Raw genomic sequence first — 17837 nt, 5'->3', positions numbered from 1 at the left:
GCTAGCTGGGGTGTTGCCAGAGGATCTGGCAGGGTGGTGCGGGCCGTCCGCCCCGACTGCCTTTCGGGGCGGGCGGCCGTCTGTGGGGAGCGCGCGAGGCGCTCGGGGGCTACGGGAGCAGTCGGCGCAGTCGCCGTGACAGCTCCGGTAGTTCGGGTACGACGGTCACGGTCCGCCCGCCGGGCAGCGGGAGGCGCAGCGGCAGCCGCAGCCGGTTGCCGCCCGCGAAGGGGGCGCCGACCCCGGCGACCGCACCGAGCGCGGCGCCGACCGGGACGGCGTACTTCAGCGGGTTGGCCGGGTCGGCCGGGGTGTTGCCGGCCGCGGTGGTCTCCAGCGCCTTGCCGCCGTCGAAGGACGGCTTGGCGCTGGGCGAGGTGCTGGAGCCGTCGGTCGGCGTGCCCGTGCCGGTGCCCCCGGTCGTGCCGCCGTCGACGCCGTCGGTGCCGGACGGGGCACCGCCGCTGGTGTCGGTGCCGCCGCCGTCGGCCGAGCCGCTGCCGGTGGAGGTCGGTCCGGTGTAGGCGAGCAGCGCGTTCGCCGCCTTGGCGGTCTGGGCGCGCAGCTTCGAGGAGAGCGGGGCGTAGCCCTCGGGCAGTCGGCCCGGGTCGGCGCCCGGCGTCTGGCCGGTGGCCGAGGCGTACCGCAGCAGGGCCGCGTAGTCCTGGCGGGCCGCCTTGGTCACCTTGCCGGGACGGACCGCCGCGTAGACCAGCTCGGCCAGCGGGTAGGCGTCCTTCGCCGTGGCGTTCGCCGGGGTGATCTCGGCGACGCCGGTGCCGGTGGCGGTCGCGGCGGCCGCGGTCAGGCCGGCCGTGGTCGGGGCCACGTACTTGCCCGCGGAGTTCTTCAGCTCGGCTGTCTGGAGGCCGTAGCGGGCGGCCGAGGCGGCGTCCGTGATGGTGATGACGAAGCGCGAACCGACGATCTGCGGGCCCGCGGTCTTGTACGTGGGCGGGGTGGCCAGCGGGTCCCAGGTGGACTTCCACAGGACGTCCGCGCGGCGGGCGTGCAGGGCGCCGGCGTGCATGTCCTCCACGTAGGGGTGGAAGTCGATCATGCACTGCTTGTTCGTGGAGGGTGCGTCCGAGCCGGGCGGGACCGTGCACCACGGGTCGCTCTTCGGGTACTCGTCGGTGTTCGACGGGTCGAAGGCGATGTTGAGCGGGTTCAGATCCGCGTTGGTGCTGTAGTACGGGTTGACCCGCATGCCGTCGTCGTCGGGGACACCGGCGAGGAACTGCCGGGCGTCCTTGTCGGCGTAGATCCACTGCCAGATCGCGCGGGCGGTGTCGGAGTGGCCGAGCGAGGTCAGCAGGTCGGTGTCGGTGGCCGGAGTCTCGGCGACCGACAGGTACGCGAACTCCGGGTTCAGCGCCAGGAACTCCGGGTCCGTGGCGAGTCCGGACGGGTTCTTCTTCGCCCAGCCGTATCCCTTGGCCGCCGTGCCGTTGATGACCGAACCCCAGGTGGAGCTGCGGTACGACTCGGTGAGCAGCTTGGCGACCAGTCGGGGGTTCAGCTTGATGGACTCGACCTTGGTGCCGTCGAGTTTCTGTTCGGACTTGGGTGCGTCGGACGAGGATCTGCGTTCGATCGTGAACCCGATGACGGCTCCGGAGAGCGCGACCGGCGCGTACGTCGTCGTACCCGACGGCGCCGGCGCGGCCGGATCCGCCCCCAGTTTCCGGGTGGTGAAGGCGAGTCCGGAGGAACCGTCCGCGATCACCCGGGACCGGGTGTCCGGCTCGCCGAGCTCGGTGTAGCCGAACACCTTGCCGACCGAGCAGAGCTGGGCCTGCCAGCTGGTCATCGCGTCGGCGGCCAGCTCGCTGCCGGTGGTGGGGCGTTCGTCGGCGCCGAGGGCGCAGTTGTTGCCGACGCTGTTGAAGTTCAGCTTGACCGCGATCCGGTTCTTCCAGTTGGTGGAGGAGACCGGGGAGCCCGCGTTGACCTGGCTCTGGTCCGCGTACGGCTTGCCGTCCAGGTCCAGATGGCCCTGCGGCACGATCACCAGCCAGCAGGAGCGGGGCTTGGTGACGCCGTTGGTGGTGACGGGGACGCCGCAACCGAGGTGGGGTGCCTCGTTGGCGGTCTGGACCTCGAAGAACTCCTTGCCGGTGCCGCCGGCGCCGGTGCGGGCGAAGTCGATCTCGTTGGTGGTGTTGTAGCTGTAGTAGGCGTTGTTCTGGGTGTTCGTGGTGATCGTGGTGCCGTCGACCGACTTGAAGGGGACCTCGCCGCCGGCGTTCGGGTTGGCAGCGCCGTACCGGTTGTCCTGGCCGTAGTTGGTGGGGTCGGCGTTGTAGAAGACCTGCCGGGTGTCGTCCTGGCCGTTGCCCGGCCAGGTGGAGCGGCCGGTGGTCGGCGAGGCGCCGTACTGGCACTGGGTGCGCGCCGGGCCCGGGTTGGACGGGACCGTGCCGTCGTCGTCGCCCCAGCACTGCATGATCTGCACGAAGTCGGTGTTGAACTGCGTGCCCGCGAACGTGGTCGGCGTGCCGCCGGTCCAGCTCACCGTGACGGCCTGGCTGGTGAGGTTCTTCGTCTGGCTGACCGTGAACTTCATGTCCTTGAACTCGCCGCGCCCGGAGACGGTCACGGCGGAGTCGGTGGCCGCGGCGGCCGTGGGGGCGGTCTGGGCGACCGCGAGTCCGGCGAGCGCGCCGACGGTGGCGCCGGCCAGCAGGCGTATCAGCGCGTTGCGTATCCGGGTGCGTCTCATCGCGAACTCCCGTCGTCGGAGCGGCTGTTGCCGGTGCCGTTGGCCTTGGTGCCGACCAGGCGGGAGACCAGCGAGGGCAGCAGGAGCAGGCCGAAGACCAGGACCGCGGCCAGCAGCATCAGCGTCTGGGTGCCGGTCCAGCCGTGCGCGGTGGCCACGGCGACCGGCTGGGCGAGGGCCACCGTGCCGTCGGCGCCCGCGCCGGTGCCGCCGGAGGCGGAACCCGTGGTGCCGTCGGGAGAGATGGTCTGGCCGGTGTCGGGGTCGACGGAGGGCTGGGCGCTGTTGCCGCCGGCCGAGCCGGAGCCGCCGGTGGAACCGCCGCTGGAGCCGGTGCCGGTGGAGCCGGTCGAGCCGCCGGTGGAACCGCCGCCGCCGTTGCCGGAGCTGGTCGTGGCGCCACCGCTGCCGCTGGTGCAGGGCGCGGCACCCTTCTTGTCACAGGCGGCCGGGTAGGGCGCGGTCTGCGCGAGCTTGTTCTCGCCGTTGGCCGTGAAGGTCGGGTTGTTGCAGTTCTTGATGTTGACGTTCTGCGCCTGCACGCCCGGGATCCGGCGGATCTGGTCGAAGCCGGCCTGGACGAGGTTGATCGGGAGCGGCGAGTAGCCGAGCTTCGGCGCCTGTTGCTGGCCCTGGCACATGAAGTAGTACGAGAACGCCCCGAGCGTCTTGCCCTTGGCCTTGGTGAAGGTGCCCTGCACCTTCAGCGGCAGGATCATGTACGAGTAGCTGGACAGCGGGTAGTTGCGCCTGTCGCTGTCGTTGTAGACGCCGTCGAGCTGCTGGGTGAGGTAGTCCGCGGAACTCTTGTTGGTGTTGATCTTCGCCTTGAGCAGCGAGACCGCCACGTTCTGCGGGGTGGGCTCGGTGTAGTAGCCCGCGTGGTTCAGGATCTTGGCGACCGGGTAGTGCGCGTTGAGCGCGTACGAGTAGTTGACGTACCCGATCGCGCCCTCGCCGTAGTTCTGGGCGACGTAACCGGCGACGCCGAGGTCACCGGACTGGGCGATCATGCCGGAGACGGTCGGGTAGTACGACGTCTGCCCGCACGCCCCCGAGCGGCCGACCTTGGCGCAGTAGGCGTTCCACAGCGACTTGTGCTGGTTCGCCATCCACATCGTGAACTGGGCGGTGGAGCCGGAGCCGTCGGAGCGGACGACGGGGACGATGGTGCGGTGGGGGAGTTGCAGCCCCGGATTGTCGGCCTTGATGACCGGGTCGTCCCAGGTCTTGATGACCCCGGTGAAGATCTTGGTGACCACGTCGCCGGAGAGGCGGAGGTTGGTGACCTTCTTGCCGTTGACGGTGAGGTGGTACATGAACACCGTGCCGCCGGCCACGATCGGCATGTAGGCGTACGACCCGGAGGCCGGGCGCTCCGCCGCGCTGCCGTCGGTGGGGTTCGTCTGGAACGGGATGTCGGAGACCGCGAAGTCGACGGTGCCGGAGAGGAACTGGCGGCGGCCGTCGGAGGAGCCGGTGCCGGCGTAGCTGATGCGCATGCCGTACTGGTTGACGGCGCGACGCCATTCGTCGACGGCGTTCTCGGCCCAGGTGGAGCCGGCGCCGGCGATGGGCGTGTAGCTGTCCGCGACGGCCGGGGTACCGGCGATGGTGCCGAGGATGCCTATGAGTGCGGCCAGGATGCCCAGCCGTCGGAGGGCGTTGATGACTTGGCTGGACATCAGTGACTGTCTCCTGAAGCGGGGTCTGTGTTCCCATCCGCACGGGAATCGCCGTCGGCGGGTGCGGGTGCGTTGTCTTCGGGGGCTTGCTCGCCGTTGTCGGCCGCGGGTGCGTCGGGGCTGGTCGCGCTCCGCGGCGGAGCCGCTGATTGATGCAGCCCCGCGCCCCTGGGTTCGTTGCTCTCGCCGGAGTCGTCACGGTCACCGGTCTCGAACAACTGCAGCCCCGGCGTGTGGAGCTCGGCGAATCTCGTGGTGTCCCGGCGGGACGCCCTCGCCGCTCGCCTCGCCTGGCGCTTGTTCTGGTGGCCGGGGCCGCGGCCACCGATCACCCGGGCGATGACGAAGAGGACCAGGACCAGCGCCATCAGGACCGCCGCCGCGCCGAAGCCGCGCGCGATCATCGTGGGCTCGGGGGACTTGACGAAGTTGAAGACGGCCAGCGGGAGGGAGACCATCGGGCCGCTCGTCGGGTCGCCGTTGAGCGCCGCCGTGAAGCCCGCCGTGAGCAGGACCGGGGAGGTCTCGCCGATACCGCGGGCGGTGCCCAGGATGACGGCGGTGGCGAGGCCCGAGCGGGCCGTCGGCAGGACCACGTGCCACACCGTCCGCCAGCGCGGGGCGCCGAGCGCCTCGGACGCCTCCGTGAGGGTGCCGGGGACCAGGCGCAGCACGACGTCCGCCGCGCGGATCACGATCGGCAGCATCATCACGCTGATCGCGAAGCCCGCCGCCAGACCCGACTTCTGCATGCCGAGGTTGAGGATCCAGACGGCGTACACCATCAGACCGGCCACGATCGACGGCAGCGCGGTCATCGCCTCGACGATCGTGCGGACGAAGCGGGAGAAGCGGCCGGGGATCTGGTTGAGGTACACCGCGCAGGCCAGGCCCAGCGGGACCGTGATCGTCAGCGCGATCGCGATCATGATGAGCGTGCCGAGCATGGCGTGCGCGATGCCGCCGTGCGTCAGCGGGTCGAGCGGGCCCGCCGCCTGCATGTCCTGGGTGAAGAAGTTGGCGTGCGGCAGGGCCTCCCGGCCGCGCCACGCGGTGAAGCCGACGACCATCGTGAGCGCGGCGAACATCAGCCCGCCCGCCGACCACAGGACGACGGTCATCACCCGGTCCCGGACCGCTTGTCCGTCCTCCTCAAGCCCTGTCAACACCGCGTAGATACCTAGGAAAGCCAGGTAAACGGTGACGAAGAACCCCAATGCGCCGGAGAACGGTGCGAGTTCGCCGAAGAGCAGGACGGCGACGCACAGGCCGGAGGCGGCGGCGCCGAACACCGACAGCACACCGGAGCGGGTGACCCCGCCGATCCGGCGCGGCACGTCGGGCGACGCGGCGACCCCGGTCTCCGTGGAAGCGCTCGGGGCGGCGTCCTGCGGAGCGTCCTGCGGGGCCCCCTGCGGGGCGTCCTGGGGAGCGCCCTTCTCAAGGTCTACGACGGTCATCGTCACGCCTCGCTCTGTGCGCCGGACCGTGACCGGGCCACGATCGAGGAGGCGGTGAAGTTGACCGCCAGGGTGAGCAGGAACAGCGCCAGGCCCGCGGCCATCAGCGCCGACATGCCGAAGGTGGAGGCATCGCCGTAGTGCAGGGCGATGAGGGAGGAGACGGAGTTCGAGCCGGTCTGCAGGATGTGCGGCTGGATGGTGAAGACCGGGGAGATGATCAGGTAGACCGCGATGGTCTCGCCCAGGGCCCGGCCAAGGCCCAGCATCGTGCCGCCGATGATCCCGCCCATGCCGTACGGCAGCACGACCGCGCGGATCATGCCCCAGCGGGTGGCGCCGAGCGCGTAGGCACCCTCCCGTTCACCGGCCGGCGCCTGCGCGAACACCTCGCGCATCACCGAGCACTGGATCGGCGCGACCATCAGGGCCACGACGATGCCGGCCACGAAGGTGGAGGCGGTGTAGACGCTCTGGGAGGCGAGCGGCTCGCCCGGCTGGGTGCCGTCGACGTGCAGGAACGGGATCCACCCGAACCAGTCCGACAGCCACCGGGACAGCCCGATCACATGCTGCTGGAGGAAGAAGAGGCCCCACAGGCCGTAGACCACGGACGGCACGGCGGCCATCAGGTCGACCATCGAGACCAGCGTGCGGCGCAGCGGGCGGGGCGCGACGTCCGAGATGAACAGGGCGGTCCCGAGGGCCAGCGGCACGCTGATCGTGACGGCCACGGCGGCGATGAGCAGGGTGCCGGTGAGCACGGCCGCGATACCGAAGCGGTGGACGTCCGGCTGCCATTCGGCGGTGGTGAGGAAGTCCCAGATCCCTCTGGTGCGCAGCGCCTGTCCGGCCCGGAGCAGCAGGAACAGCCCTACGGCAGCCATAATGGCGAGGACGATGACGCCGGAGGCCGTCAACTGGACCCGGAAGATCCGGTCCCCGAGCCCCCGGGCGGCCGACAGCTGCCTGGGCACGGGTCTTTCGGATTCCGCCCCGGCGGAACCCTTGAGCGCGGACACCACGGTGCCCCCCCTATACGAAGCGATGACTCCCCACGCGGCTCCGAATCGGGGTGCCGCGACCGAGAGTCAATGGCCGGTTCCTTGCGCACCAACGCGTCGAACATGGAGAACAGGTGAACTGTTCATGCCATTTCGGTGGGGGAGATGTGGGTGGCTGTGTACTGGAGGGTCAGGCGGGACGAGGTCCCCGAGGCGCCCCCAACGCTCACGTGGCGTGCGGGCAGGGCGAGTTCGGTCGGATCGCGCGCCCTCGGCCTGGGGGCGGGGAGGTCGGGCCGGCCTGTGGCCGGATTCGAACGGGCGGCGGGCGAGGTTCAGCCGCGGCCGGCGCGGTCCAGGGCGCTCTTGACGGCCTGCTCGTCCTGCCCCAGCAGCGCCTTCTCCAGACTGTGGTCGTCGTGCCGGGAGAAGCGCTCGCCCTCGGCGACGTCCTCCTTGCTCAGCACGCGTCCGCACCACTCGCCCTGGTCGCCGGTGTGGTCGTCGAAGGGCACGGCCCCGCCCTCGCCGAGGACCACCCAGCCGCCCTCGTGCCAGCGCAGGGCGAGCAGATAGGTGTGGCCGGCCTGGAGGCGGGGCGCGTCGGTCGCCATCTCGGCGACGCGGGTGCCGGAGGACCGGTAGACCTCCCAGCCGGGGGCCACCATGTCGAAGCCGGCGCCGAGCGCGTGCCGGGGCGAGCTGCGTGACCAGAGCCTGCTCTCCGTCCGGAAGCTCACCAGCCGGTCCGTCGCGTAGGCCACGGCCCCCTTGGCGTAGGTCCGTCGGTTCGTCTCCCGCTCCCCGGTCGGACTGGCGACGACGACGTGGTCGGCGTACGACACCCAGTCCTTCGCGGTCTGCGACGGATACGGGTCCCCCGACGTCCCGCACCCCGCCACCGACTCCAGCCCCGGCCTGCCGACCAGCACCCCGGCGACGATCCCGGCGGCGGCCAGCAGCGCGGCGACGGGCCGCGTCCGCAGGCGCCGGGGCATGACGAATCGTTCCCCCATGATGAAAAGCCCCCGTGATCTCTGCGTCCCCTGTGCGGCGGCGGAGAAGGTGGTCAAGATCCGCAGGCCGCGGTGATCACCTTAAGCACGGTCGAACGAAAGCGAACAAGGATCACCGCGGCCCGGCACAGAACTGTGACGCGGCGGCGGACGGCTCAGCAGCCCTCGGCGACCGGGGAGAACTCCAGCCGGGCGCGGTCGTCCGCGGCCCGGGCGTCGCCGTAGACCGAACGGCCGACCTCGTACCAGACGTCGTCCCGCCGCTTGTCGCCGTTCACGTCGTCCAGCTCCACGCACCACTTCTCGGTGCGGACGGTCTTCCGGTACGTCTCGGTGCCGCTGCGGACCTTGGTACAGGACCGGTACCGCTCGGTCGTGTACCAGGTACGGGTCGTGCGTCGGCTGCCGGTTCCGCTGCTGGAGGTGTGCCGGACCCGGCGCGTCGCGGTGGAGCACTTCCTGACCGGGTGGGGCCGGGTGGCCCGGACGGTCTTCGCCGCGACGTGCCGGACGGAGTCCTTCAGGCCGTGGACGGTGTCGTCCGAGGCGGAGCCGGTGCCCGTCCCGCTGCCGGTGGCGCCGGTTCCCGTCCCCGTCCCGCTGCTGTCCTGTTCGTAGCCGATGCCGTCGTCGACTCCGTTCCCGTCCCCGCCCCCGGAACACGCACCGAGCGTGCCGATCAGAATCGCAATTGCTCCGCTCACTATGAGCCGCTTTCCGAACATGGATCCCCCACCTTTGTGAACTGCGCCGATCACCGTCCGGCGATCCCGCCGATTCTGCCCGAGCCCCGATGCCGGGCCGGGGCAGGTCGGGTATACCGTCGCGCAGTGGACCTGACCTGACCCGTTTCGTCCCCGATCGAAGGAGGGTGTGCCGGATGGCCGAGCTGACCGTGGGCCGGCTGCTGACGTCGTGGCAGCTGGATCTGCCGGCGCTGCTACTGGTCCTGGCCCTGGGCGGGCTGTACGGCTGGGGCGTGCTGCGGGTGCGCGGCGGGGGCGGGTCCTGGTCGTCGGCCCGGGCCGCCGCCTTCGCGGCGCTGGGCCTGGGCGCGCTGGTCGTCGCGACGATGTCGGGCCTGGCCGTCTACGACCATGTGCTGTTCTGGCCCGCGGCCGTGCAGAACATCCTGCTCGACCTGGTGGCCCCGCTCGGCCTGGCCCTGGGCGACCCGCTGCGGCTGGCGGTGGCGGCGCTGCCGGCGGGCGCCGCGGCGCGGGTCCGCCGTGCGATGACCGGCCGCCTGGTCCGGCTCCTGACCTTCCCCCTGGTCAGCACGGCCCTCGTGCTCGCCACCGAGCTGACGGTCTACTTCACCCCGTACTTCGCCACCGCGCTGCGCGTGGGCTGGCTGCACGAGCTGATGTACCTGCACCTGCTGGTGGCGGGCAGCCTCTTCGTCGTACCGGTCCTGACCCGCGAGGAGACCCTGCCGGCCTGGTGCACCCATCCGGTGCGGGCGGCCCTGGTCTTCCTGGACGGTGTGATCGACGCCGTCCCGGGACTCGTCGTCATGACGCACGGCACGCTGATCGCCGGCGCGTGGTACCTGCACCACCACCCGTCCTGGGCCCCCGACGTCCGGTACGACCAGCAGATCGGCGGCGGCGCGATGCTGGGCATCGCCGAACTGGTCGCGCTGCCGTTCCTGCTGGCGATCCTGTTCCAGTGGGCCCGCACGGAACGCGTCCAGACGGCGGCCCTCGACCGCCACCTGGACGAACAGCTCGCGGCGGTCCCGGCGACGGCCACCTCCGCCTCGGCCCCCGCCCCCGCCCCCGCCGCCGACCGGGTCCGCCCCTGGTGGGAGACGGAGGAGAACGAGGTGGCAGCGAGAATCCGCCGCCAGCACGGCGAGAAGTGACCGTCCGGCCGCGCCCCCAGATCGGCGGCGCAGCCGCCGCCTGGGGGGCGCGGGGCTGTATTGCATATGCGGCTACCGCCGCGTGGGCGCGACCAGCCCCCACCGCGCCGCAGCCGAACGACGACCCACCACGGCCACCCCAGCGAAGCGCCTAGCGTTGGTCGGCCCGGAAGGCCCCCGGCGTAAGCCCGGCCTCCCGGGTGAAGAACTTGCTGAAGTTGGTCGGCTCGGTGAAGCCGAGCCGGTGGCTGACGGCGGCGACGGGCAGGTCGGTGTGGGCCAGCAGCCGCTTCGCCTCCAGGGCGACGCGGGCGTCGACGAGCTGTTTGGCGGTGTGACCGGTGGCGCGCCGGCACGCGCGGTTGAGGGTCTTGAGGGAGTAGCCGAGCCGGTCGGCGTACTCGTGGGCCTGGCGCAGGGTGGTGAAGGAACGCTCCAGCTCGTGCTGGAAGAGGCGGTACGGCTCCTGCGCGGCCGGCACCGGCGCGGGCCCCCCGGGGCCGGGCAGCCGCGCCGTGCGCAGGAGCACGGCGGCGAGGAGCTGGCGCAGCAGCTCCCTGGTGATCTCGGAGTCCTCGTCCCCCGCCGTGTACGCGCCGTATTCCCGGGCCAGTTCGGCGAACGCGTGGCGGAAGCGGTCGTGGTCGGCGGGGTCGAGCTGCCAGGCGGCCGGGCCGACGGGGTCGTCGGTGACGCGGGCGGTCGCCGGGAGCCGGGGCGGGAAGTCCGGGGTGAACAGGACCAGGGTGGCGTCGAGGTCGGCGGGGGTGCCGTCGGCCGCCGTGGGCAGGCGCTGCACCTGGCCGGGGCGGATGTGCAGCAGGGTGCCCGGCCGGCACGGACGGTCGACGAAGTCGACCATGGCGGTGCCGTGGCCGCGGTGGACCAGGGTGAGGTGGTGGAAGTCGGGCCGGTGGACCCGCCGGTACTCGTCGCCCGGCAGTCTGCGGCGCAGGTCGGCGAAGGCCAGCAGCTCCAGACCCAGTCCGGGCCGGGTGGGGTTGCGATAACCCCGTTCGAGTACCGGCGGCACCGAAGGTTGTCCCGTTTCGACCATGGCCATGCCCGACTCTACCGTGCGCGCGGCCCCGCCCGCCGGGAGAGTGGGGGACGTGCCGACGGACGCACGTCGGCGAGAGTTCCCAGATCGGAGACATGGTCATGAGCAGCAAGGACATCGTCCTCAAGGCCGCAGGCGAGTTGTTCGGGGACCGCGACCCGGGCGCGGTGGACCGCTGGGTGGCCGCTGACTACCGTCAGCACAGCAGTCTGGCGGCGGACGGCCCGGAGGCGCTGCGCACGCTGGTGGCGGGCCTTGCGGAGGACTTCCGCTACGAGGGTGCTCGGGTGATCGCCGACGGTGACCTGGTGGCGCTGCACGGCACGTACCACGGCTTCGGCCCCGTACCGCTGGTGGCGTTCGACCTGTTCCGGGTCGACGCGTACGGACGGCTGGCCGAGCACTGGGACGCGCTGACGCCGGTGGTCACGGACACCGCCTCGGGTCGCTCCCAGACGGACGGCCCGAGCGCGCCGGCGGACCCGGACCGGACGGAGGCCAACCGCGCGCTGGTGGCCGAGTTCGCGCAGAAGGTGCTCGTCGGTGCCGACTACTCGGTCCTGACCGACTACATCTCCACCGACACCTACCGCCAGCACAACCCGGAGGCCGCCGACGGCCTGGACGGCTTCGGCGCGGCGGCCGCCAAGTGGGCGGAGCAGGGCAAGAACCTCGTCTACAAGACGGTCCACCAGGTCGTCGCCGAGGGCGACCTGGTCCTGCTCCAGTCCGAGGGCGAGTTCGGCGTCCCGGTCGCCTACTGGGACCTGTTCCGGGTGGCGGACGGCAGGATCGTCGAGCACTGGGACGTCATCGCCCCGATCCCGGCCGAACTCCCGCACACCAACGGGCTGTTCTGACCGGCCCCGTCCCGGACCGGGCGCGGTCGCGCGGCCACGTCGGCACGCGGTCACACGGTCGCGAGGGACACCTCGGTCGCCTTGATCAGCGCCACGACCGGCGCACCGGCCGTCAGGCCGAGGTCGCCGACCGCGTCCTTGGTGATCGCCGCGGTGAGGGCCTGGCCTCCGGCCATGGCGACCTTGACCGTGGCCATCGCCCCGCCGGTGGCCACGTCGCTGACCGTGCCGGGCAGCTGGTTGCGGATGGAGACGCCCGGCACCCGGCCGGTGGCGAGCGCGACCTCGGTGGACTTCACCATCGCGCGTACGGCCGAACCCTCGGCGAGCCCCAGCTCCCGGACCGCCTCCAGGGTGATCGCGGCCGTGAGCTCCTGGCCGCCGTCGAGCCGGACCTTCACGGTCGCCATCACCTCGCCCGGGGTGACGGCGGTGACGGTGCCGGGGATCTGGTTGCGGATGCTCAGGCTCATGACGCGCCGCCTCATGGGGATGGGAAAAGAGCTGGTTCGGTGGAGTTTGTGACGACTCCGGCTCCCCAAGTTAGCGGGTTCGGCCGCCGGGCCGGTTCAGCGGCGCAGGCCCAGTGCCGCGGCGCCCGCGTAGCGGGCCTGGGAACCCAGGTCCTGTTCGATCCGGACGAGCTGGTTGTACTTGGCGGTGCGGTCGGCACGGGACAGCGACCCGGTCTTGATCTGGCCGCAGCCGGTGGCGACGGCGAGGTCGGCGATGGTGGTGTCCTCGGTCTCGCCGGAGCGGTGGGACATGACGACGGTGTACCCCGCCCGGTGGGCGGTGGCGACGGTGGCCAGGGTCTCGGTGAGGGTGCCGATCTGGTTGACCTTCACCAGGATCGAGTTGGCGATGCCGTCGCGGACGCCGGCCCGCAGCAGGGTCTCGTTGGTGCAGAAGACGTCGTCGCCGGTGAGCTGGCAGCGGTCGCCGAGCCGGGCGGTCAGGTCGCGCCAGCCGGCGTGGTCGTCCTCGGCCATCGGGTCCTCGACGGAGGCGACCGGGTAGCGGTCGACCAGCGAGGCCAGGTACCCGGCGTGCTCGGCGGGGGTGCGGCGGACGCCCTCGCCGGTGTAGTCGTACACCCCGTCGCGGAAGAACTCCGAGCTGGCCGGGTCCATGACCAGGGTGATGTCGGTGCCGGGCTTGTAGCCGGTCTGCTCGATGGCCCGTACGACGAAGTCCAGGGCCTCCTCGGCGGTGCGCAGGTCGGGGGCGAAGCCGCCCTCGTCGCCGACGTTCACGCTGTGGCCGGCGGCGAGCAGGTTGCCGCGCAGGGTGTGGAAGACCTCCGAGCCCATCCGGACGGCCTCGGCGAAGGTCGCCGCACCGATCGGCGCGATCATGAACTCCTGGAAGTCGAGCGGGTTGTCGGCGTGGGCGCCGCCGTTGACGATGTTCATCATCGGGACCGGCAGGAGGCGGGCGTCGACCCCGCCGACGTAGCGGTACAGCGGGAGGCGGTGGGCGGCGGCCGCGGCCTTGGCGGTGGCCAGGGAGACGCCGAGCAGGGCGTTGGCGCCGAGCCGGGACTTGGTGTCGGTGCCGTCCAGCTCGATCATCGTACGGTCGACGACCGCCTGGTCCTCGGCGTCGAGACCGACGACGGCGTCCGCGACGCTCTCGTTCACGGCGTCGACCGCGCGCAGCACTCCCTTGCCGTGGAAGCGGGCCGGGTCGCCGTCCCTGAGCTCCACGGCCTCCCGGGCGCCGGTGGAGGCTCCCGACGGGACGGCCGCGCGGCCGAGCGAACCGTCCCTGAGTTCCACGTCCACCTCGACGGTGGGGTTGCCCCGGCTGTCGATGATCTCCCGGGCGACGACGCGGCTGATGGCGGTCACGGTGCAACTCCTCACGCAGGGCCCGCGGTTCTCGCACCGGCGAGCGATAAGTTCCATTCAGAAACAAAGTGAGTCCCGAAAGGGAACTTACTATGGACGCATGAGGATGCACAACGCCGACGAGACGTGTGGCGTCGCCCAGGCCGCGCTGGTCCTGGGGGACTGGTGGAACGTGCTGGTGCTGCGGGAGGTCGCCCGCGGGCACGTCCGGTTCGACGCCCTGGCCGCCGAGATCGGCCTGTCCCGCAAGGTGCTCACCGAGCGGCTCGGCGGGCTGGTCGCCCAGGGCGTCCTGCGGCGCAGCCTGTACCAGCGGCGCCCGGTGCGCTACGAGTACCTGCTCACCGACGCCGGTACGGCGCTGCTCCCGCTGCTCGTCGCCATGCAGGACTGGGGCGACCGGTGGGTGCTCGGCGACGGCACCCTCACCGCGACGGCGGACCCGGACGGCGCCGAACACGCCCGCGTCCACGCCCTGCCCGGCACCCGCCTGCCGGACGGCCTCGAACTGCCCGGGACGGCGGAGACGGCGGGGGCGGCGGGGACGGCGGGGACCGGTCCCGGTCCCGGTCCCGACGGCGGGGATGTTCCCGTGATCTCACCGGACGCCCCCGCCACCGTGCTGTTCACCTATCCCGGGACCGGCGTCGAATGGGGCCCGATCCCCGGCGCCGCGGGCTGCACCCTGGAGAACCGGCTCTTCCGGGACGCCTGGCCCGACTTCCGCCGCGCGGGCGTGCAGCTGCGCGGCACCAGCACCCAACTCCCTTACGAACAACAGGAGTTCGCCCGAGCCGAGCGGCTCCCCTACCCGCTCCTCTCCGACGCCGCCCAGCAGCTGGCCGCGGCGCTGCGGCTGCCGGTCTTCCGCGGCGCGGGCCGGCTGCGGCACAAGCGCCTGATCCTCGTCGTCGACGCCGGACGGACCGTACGGCACACGCTCTTCCCGGTCACCGACATCCCGCACGCCGTCGAGGAGAGCCTGCGGCTGGCCGCGGACTGCGCCCGGACCCGCTGAGCCACCGGACCGGGGGCGAGCCGCCGAATCGTCGGCTCGTCGGCTCAGTGACTCAGCGGGAGCCGGGCGGCGGGCCGTGCGGGCCGTCGCCCTCCTCCTCCTGGTAGGAGTAGCGCTGCTGCCGCCAGACGTCGGCGATGTTGTGGTAGCCGCGCTCCTCCCAGAAGCCGCGCCGGTCCGCCGTCATGTACTCGATGCCCCGCAGCCATTTGGGGCTCTTGTAGCCGTAGAGGTGCGGGACCACCAGGCGCAGCGGGAAGCCGTGCTCGGCGGTGAGCGGTTCGCCGTCGTGGTGGGTGGCCATCAGGGTGTGCGGTGACGTGAGGTCGGCGAGGCGGAGGTTGGCCGAGTAGCCGTACTCCGCCCAGGCCATGACGTGCGTGACCCCGGGCGCCGGCGGGATCACGTCCAGCATGGTGGCGGCGGGGATGCCGTACCACTCGTGCCCGGTGGACGTCGGTCCGCTCGCGCAGTGCAGGTCGGCCACGACCGTGACGTGGGGGAGCGCGGCCAGGTCGTCGAAGGTCCACTCGTGCGTGCCGCCGGAGGCGGTGGCGCCGAAGACACGCAGGTTCCAGCGCTCGGGGCGGAAGCGGGGCACGGGGCCGTAGTGCGAGACGGGCCAGCCGTGCACCAGGCGCTGCCCGGGAGGGATGCGGCCGGAGATCCCGGCCCCGGAGGACGGCCCGTCGGCCACGGTCGGCACCTTCTTCTCTTCGTTCGCTCTTCGTCTGCTCTTCGTCGCGCCCTGCTCGACCTGCGTGTCTGCCCGTGCAGCGTAAGCGGAGGAATCCCGTTGCCGTGGAATCCCCGGCTGGTTAGGTTCGGCGCCATGGCGGACGACGAACCCACGCGCGCGGCGCGACTGCTGGATGCCCAGGCGAAGGCCGAGCGGCTCTTCACGGAGATCGAGGAGCGCGGGCTGGTCGCGCCGGGCGAGGGGGAGCGGGCGGTCAGCGACCGGGTCCGCGACCTTGCGAACGAGTTGTTCGGCACGACCCGGCACTGGCACAAGCGGATCGTGCGGTCGGGGCCGAACACGCTCAAGCCGTACCGGGAGAACCCGCCGGACCGGGTGATCGCCGCGGACGACATCGTGTTCGCCGACTTCGGGCCGATCTTCGAGGAGTACGAGGCCGACTTCGGCCGGACCTTCGTCCTCGGCGACGACCCGGTCAAGCACCGGCTGCGGGGCGACCTGCCGAGGATCTTCGCCGCGGGGCGCCGCTTCTTCGAGGCCGACCCGGACATCACGGGGAAGCAGCTGTACGCGGAGGTGGAGCGGCTGGCCGCCGAGGCCGGCTGGGAGCTGGGCGGCTGGCACGCCGGGCACCTGGTCGGCGAGTTCCCGCACGAGACCATCGACGGCGCCGACACGGAGTCGTACATCGCCCCCGCCAACGACACCGCCCTGTGCCGTACCGACAAGGCCGGGCGCGCCTGCCACTGGATCCTGGAGATCCATCTCGTCGACCGGGAGCGGGAGTTCGGCGGCTTCCACGAGGAACTGCTCACCCTCTGACCGGGAAGCGTTCGGCGTGCCTCTCAAGTCGCCCCTGACGCAAGGCAGATGGGAAGCGTGAGTACGATCATCGCGCATTCACTCGCTCTCTGCCTCTCACCGGCGCGATGGAGTTGCCATGACGACCGACCCACAGCCGTCTCCGCCGATCGACACCAGCAGGGCCCACCCCGCGCGGGTCTACGACTGGCTGCTCGGCGGCAAGGACAACTACCCGGTCGACGAGGCGGTAGGTGAGAAGCTGCCGCCCGAGGCGCGGGACGCCGCCCGGCAGAACCGTCAGTTCATGCACCGGGCGGCCGCCTGGCTCGCCCGGCAGGGCATCGACCAGTTCCTGGACATCGGCACCGGAATCCCCACCGAGCCGAACCTGCACCAGATCGTGCAGAACGTCGTGCCGTCGGCCAAGGTCGTCTACACGGACAACGACCCGATCGTCCTCCGGCACGCCGAGGCGCTGCTGATCAGCCGCCCGGAGGGGGCCACCGACTACATCCAGGCCGATGTGCGCGACCCGGAGGCGATCGTCCGGCACGCCCGGCACGTCCTGGACTTCGACCGCCCGGTCGCGCTCTCCCTCATCGCCCTGATGCACTTCATCAGCGACGAGCAGGGCGCCCACGGCATAGTCCGCGCCCTGGTCGACACGCTCCCGTCGGGCAGCTACCTGATCCTGTCGCACGCTGCCTCGGACCTGTACCCGGACCTCGTCGAACAGGTCGTCGCCGAGTACGCCAGGGGCGGCATCCGGCTCGCCTTCCGCACCCGCCCGGAGGTCGAGCGCTTCTTCGACGGCCTGGACCTCGTGCAGCCCGGCCTGGTGACGGCGACGGAGTGGTTCGCCACCGCCCCCGCCCCGGAACCGGAGGGCAGCGGCATCTACTCGGGAGTGGCCCGCATCCGCTGACGCCGAGGAGGGGATCCCGGCCGACCCTCCCGACTGAAGTGCCGCTTCGAGCCACGGTCCGGTCGGCCGCACGGCGGGATTCTTCCTTGCGGTCACGTCATCAGCCGGTACCTGCCCCGCCCTCTCCGCCTTCCTCAGCCCCCCGCTGCCCGAGGTCGAGGTTGTCCCGGGTGGCGAGGGTGTCGGGGTGGTCGGGTCCCAGGACCCGTAGCCGGTCCTCCAGCAGCTCGGCGAACGCGGCGGCGGCGCCGGCCGTATCCCCTGCCTCTCCCCGCCAATGGGCGTGGTTGTGCCGGGTGGTGAGGGTGTCGGGGTGGTCGGGTCCCAGCACCCGCAGGTAGTCGTCCAGCAGGTCGGCGTACGCGGCGAACGCGCCGGCCGGATCCCCTGCCTTCCCCTGCCAGAAGACGAGGTTGCTCCGGCCGGCGAGGGTGTCGGGGTGGTCGGGCCCCACCACCCGCAGCCGATCGTCCAGCAGCTCGGCGAACGCGGCGGCGGCACCCGCCGGATCCCCCGCCTCTCCCCGCCAGAAGGCGAGGTTGTGCCGGGCGGTGAGGGTGTTGGGGTGGTCGGGTCCCAGCACCCGCAGGTAGTCGTCCAGCAGCTCGGCGTACGCGGCGTACGCGTCGACCGCATCTCCCGCCTCTCCCCGCCAACGGGCGAGGTTGTGCCGGGCGGTGAGGGTGTCGGGATGGTCGGGTCCCAGGACCCGTAGCCGGTCCTCCAGCAGCTCGGCGAACGCGGCGGCGGCGCCGTCCGGATCGCCCGCCTCTCCCCGCCTACGGGCGAGGTTGCTCCGGGTGGTGAGGGTGTCGGGGTGGTCGGGTCCCAGGACCCGTAGCCGGTCCTCCAGCAGCTCG

16 protein-coding genes are annotated in these 17837 nt (G+C 71.9%); 5 read left to right on the top strand and 11 right to left on the bottom strand.

Translation table 11 applies throughout. The features are described 5' to 3' along the window. Positions 1-109: 109 nt before the first annotated feature. The 6 genes from ACFWPQ_RS47425 to ACFWPQ_RS47400 all read right to left on the bottom strand — a co-directional run bounded on the left by ACFWPQ_RS47425 (position 110) and on the right by ACFWPQ_RS47400 (position 8615). The gene (locus ACFWPQ_RS47425) at positions 110-2725 is read right to left on the bottom strand and encodes a hypothetical protein (RefSeq protein WP_384050148.1); all 2616 of its coding nucleotides are present in this window, start codon (positions 2723-2725) and stop codon (positions 110-112) included. Continuing rightward, the gene (pstS, locus tag ACFWPQ_RS47420; RefSeq protein WP_384050146.1) at positions 2722-4410 is read right to left on the bottom strand and encodes a phosphate ABC transporter substrate-binding protein PstS; all 1689 of its coding nucleotides are present in this window, start codon (positions 4408-4410) and stop codon (positions 2722-2724) included. Before pstS ends, ACFWPQ_RS47425 begins: the two co-directional genes overlap by 4 nt. Continuing rightward, the gene (pstA, locus tag ACFWPQ_RS47415) at positions 4410-5870 is read right to left on the bottom strand and encodes a phosphate ABC transporter permease PstA (protein WP_384050143.1); all 1461 of its coding nucleotides are present in this window, start codon (positions 5868-5870) and stop codon (positions 4410-4412) included. Before pstA ends, pstS begins: the two co-directional genes overlap by 1 nt. Before the next feature lie 2 nt (positions 5871-5872). After that, the gene (gene pstC / locus ACFWPQ_RS47410; protein WP_384050140.1) at positions 5873-6847 is read right to left on the bottom strand and encodes a phosphate ABC transporter permease subunit PstC; all 975 of its coding nucleotides are present in this window, start codon (positions 6845-6847) and stop codon (positions 5873-5875) included. A 362-nt stretch (positions 6848-7209) separates the two neighbouring features. After that, on the bottom strand, positions 7210-7890 hold the full coding sequence (locus ACFWPQ_RS47405) for a hypothetical protein (RefSeq protein ID WP_384050137.1): 681 nt from the start codon (positions 7888-7890) through the stop codon (positions 7210-7212). Positions 7891-8045: 155 nt separating this feature from the next. Then, entirely contained in the window at positions 8046-8615 is a 570-nt protein-coding gene (locus tag ACFWPQ_RS47400; protein ID WP_384050135.1) for a hypothetical protein, read from the bottom strand. A gap of 155 nt (positions 8616-8770) precedes the next feature. On the opposite strand from ACFWPQ_RS47400, the gene ACFWPQ_RS47395 reads away from it, so the two are divergent. Then, positions 8771-9757: a cytochrome c oxidase assembly protein gene (locus tag ACFWPQ_RS47395; protein WP_384050132.1), complete on the top strand. Its 987-nt coding sequence runs from the start codon at positions 8771-8773 to the stop codon at positions 9755-9757. A gap of 151 nt (positions 9758-9908) precedes the next feature. Here ACFWPQ_RS47395 and ACFWPQ_RS47390 read toward each other — a convergent pair whose 3' ends face one another. Further along, positions 9909-10820, bottom strand: a complete 912-nt coding sequence (locus ACFWPQ_RS47390) for an AraC family transcriptional regulator (RefSeq protein ID WP_384050129.1) — start codon at positions 10818-10820, stop codon at positions 9909-9911. A gap of 98 nt (positions 10821-10918) precedes the next feature. Here ACFWPQ_RS47390 and ACFWPQ_RS47385 point away from each other — a divergent pair, with 98 nt between their 5' ends. Continuing rightward, entirely contained in the window at positions 10919-11677 is a 759-nt protein-coding gene (locus ACFWPQ_RS47385) for a nuclear transport factor 2 family protein (protein ID WP_384050126.1), read from the top strand. A 50-nt stretch (positions 11678-11727) separates the two neighbouring features. Here ACFWPQ_RS47385 and ACFWPQ_RS47380 read toward each other — a convergent pair whose 3' ends face one another. Next, positions 11728-12150, bottom strand: a complete 423-nt coding sequence (locus tag ACFWPQ_RS47380) for a molybdopterin-binding protein (RefSeq protein WP_384050124.1) — start codon at positions 12148-12150, stop codon at positions 11728-11730. Between the two features lie 96 nt (positions 12151-12246). Further along, positions 12247-13530, bottom strand: a complete 1284-nt coding sequence (gene eno / locus ACFWPQ_RS47375) for a phosphopyruvate hydratase (RefSeq protein ID WP_384050121.1) — start codon at positions 13528-13530, stop codon at positions 12247-12249. 100 nt (positions 13531-13630) lie between these two features. On the opposite strand from eno, the gene ACFWPQ_RS47370 reads away from it, so the two are divergent. Then, positions 13631-14548 carry a winged helix-turn-helix transcriptional regulator gene (locus ACFWPQ_RS47370; RefSeq protein ID WP_384050118.1) on the top strand — a complete coding sequence of 306 codons (918 nt, stop codon included), beginning with the start codon at positions 13631-13633 and terminating at the stop codon, positions 14546-14548. A 52-nt stretch (positions 14549-14600) separates the two neighbouring features. Here the strand turns inward: ACFWPQ_RS47370 and ACFWPQ_RS47365 are convergent, their stop codons facing one another. Beyond that, entirely contained in the window at positions 14601-15245 is a 645-nt protein-coding gene (locus ACFWPQ_RS47365; RefSeq protein ID WP_384050116.1) for a molybdopterin-dependent oxidoreductase, read from the bottom strand. Positions 15246-15380: 135 nt separating this feature from the next. Between ACFWPQ_RS47365 and ACFWPQ_RS47360 the strand changes: the two genes are divergently transcribed. Next, positions 15381-16070: a M24 family metallopeptidase gene (locus ACFWPQ_RS47360; protein ID WP_384050113.1), complete on the top strand. Its 690-nt coding sequence runs from the start codon at positions 15381-15383 to the stop codon at positions 16068-16070. Positions 16071-16188: 118 nt separating this feature from the next. Further along, entirely contained in the window at positions 16189-16977 is a 789-nt protein-coding gene (locus ACFWPQ_RS47355) for an SAM-dependent methyltransferase (RefSeq protein ID WP_384050111.1), read from the top strand. Between the two features lie 100 nt (positions 16978-17077). Here ACFWPQ_RS47355 and ACFWPQ_RS47350 read toward each other — a convergent pair. Continuing rightward, positions 17078-17837: tetratricopeptide repeat protein (locus tag ACFWPQ_RS47350; RefSeq protein WP_384050108.1), on the bottom strand; the 760-nt coding region annotated here is incomplete at its 5' end.

It is taken from the genome of Streptomyces sp. NPDC058464, from assembly GCF_042721035.1.
Classification (GTDB): domain Bacteria; phylum Actinomycetota; class Actinomycetes; order Streptomycetales; family Streptomycetaceae; genus Streptomyces.
This window is presented reverse-complemented; position numbering and strand designations above follow the sequence as displayed.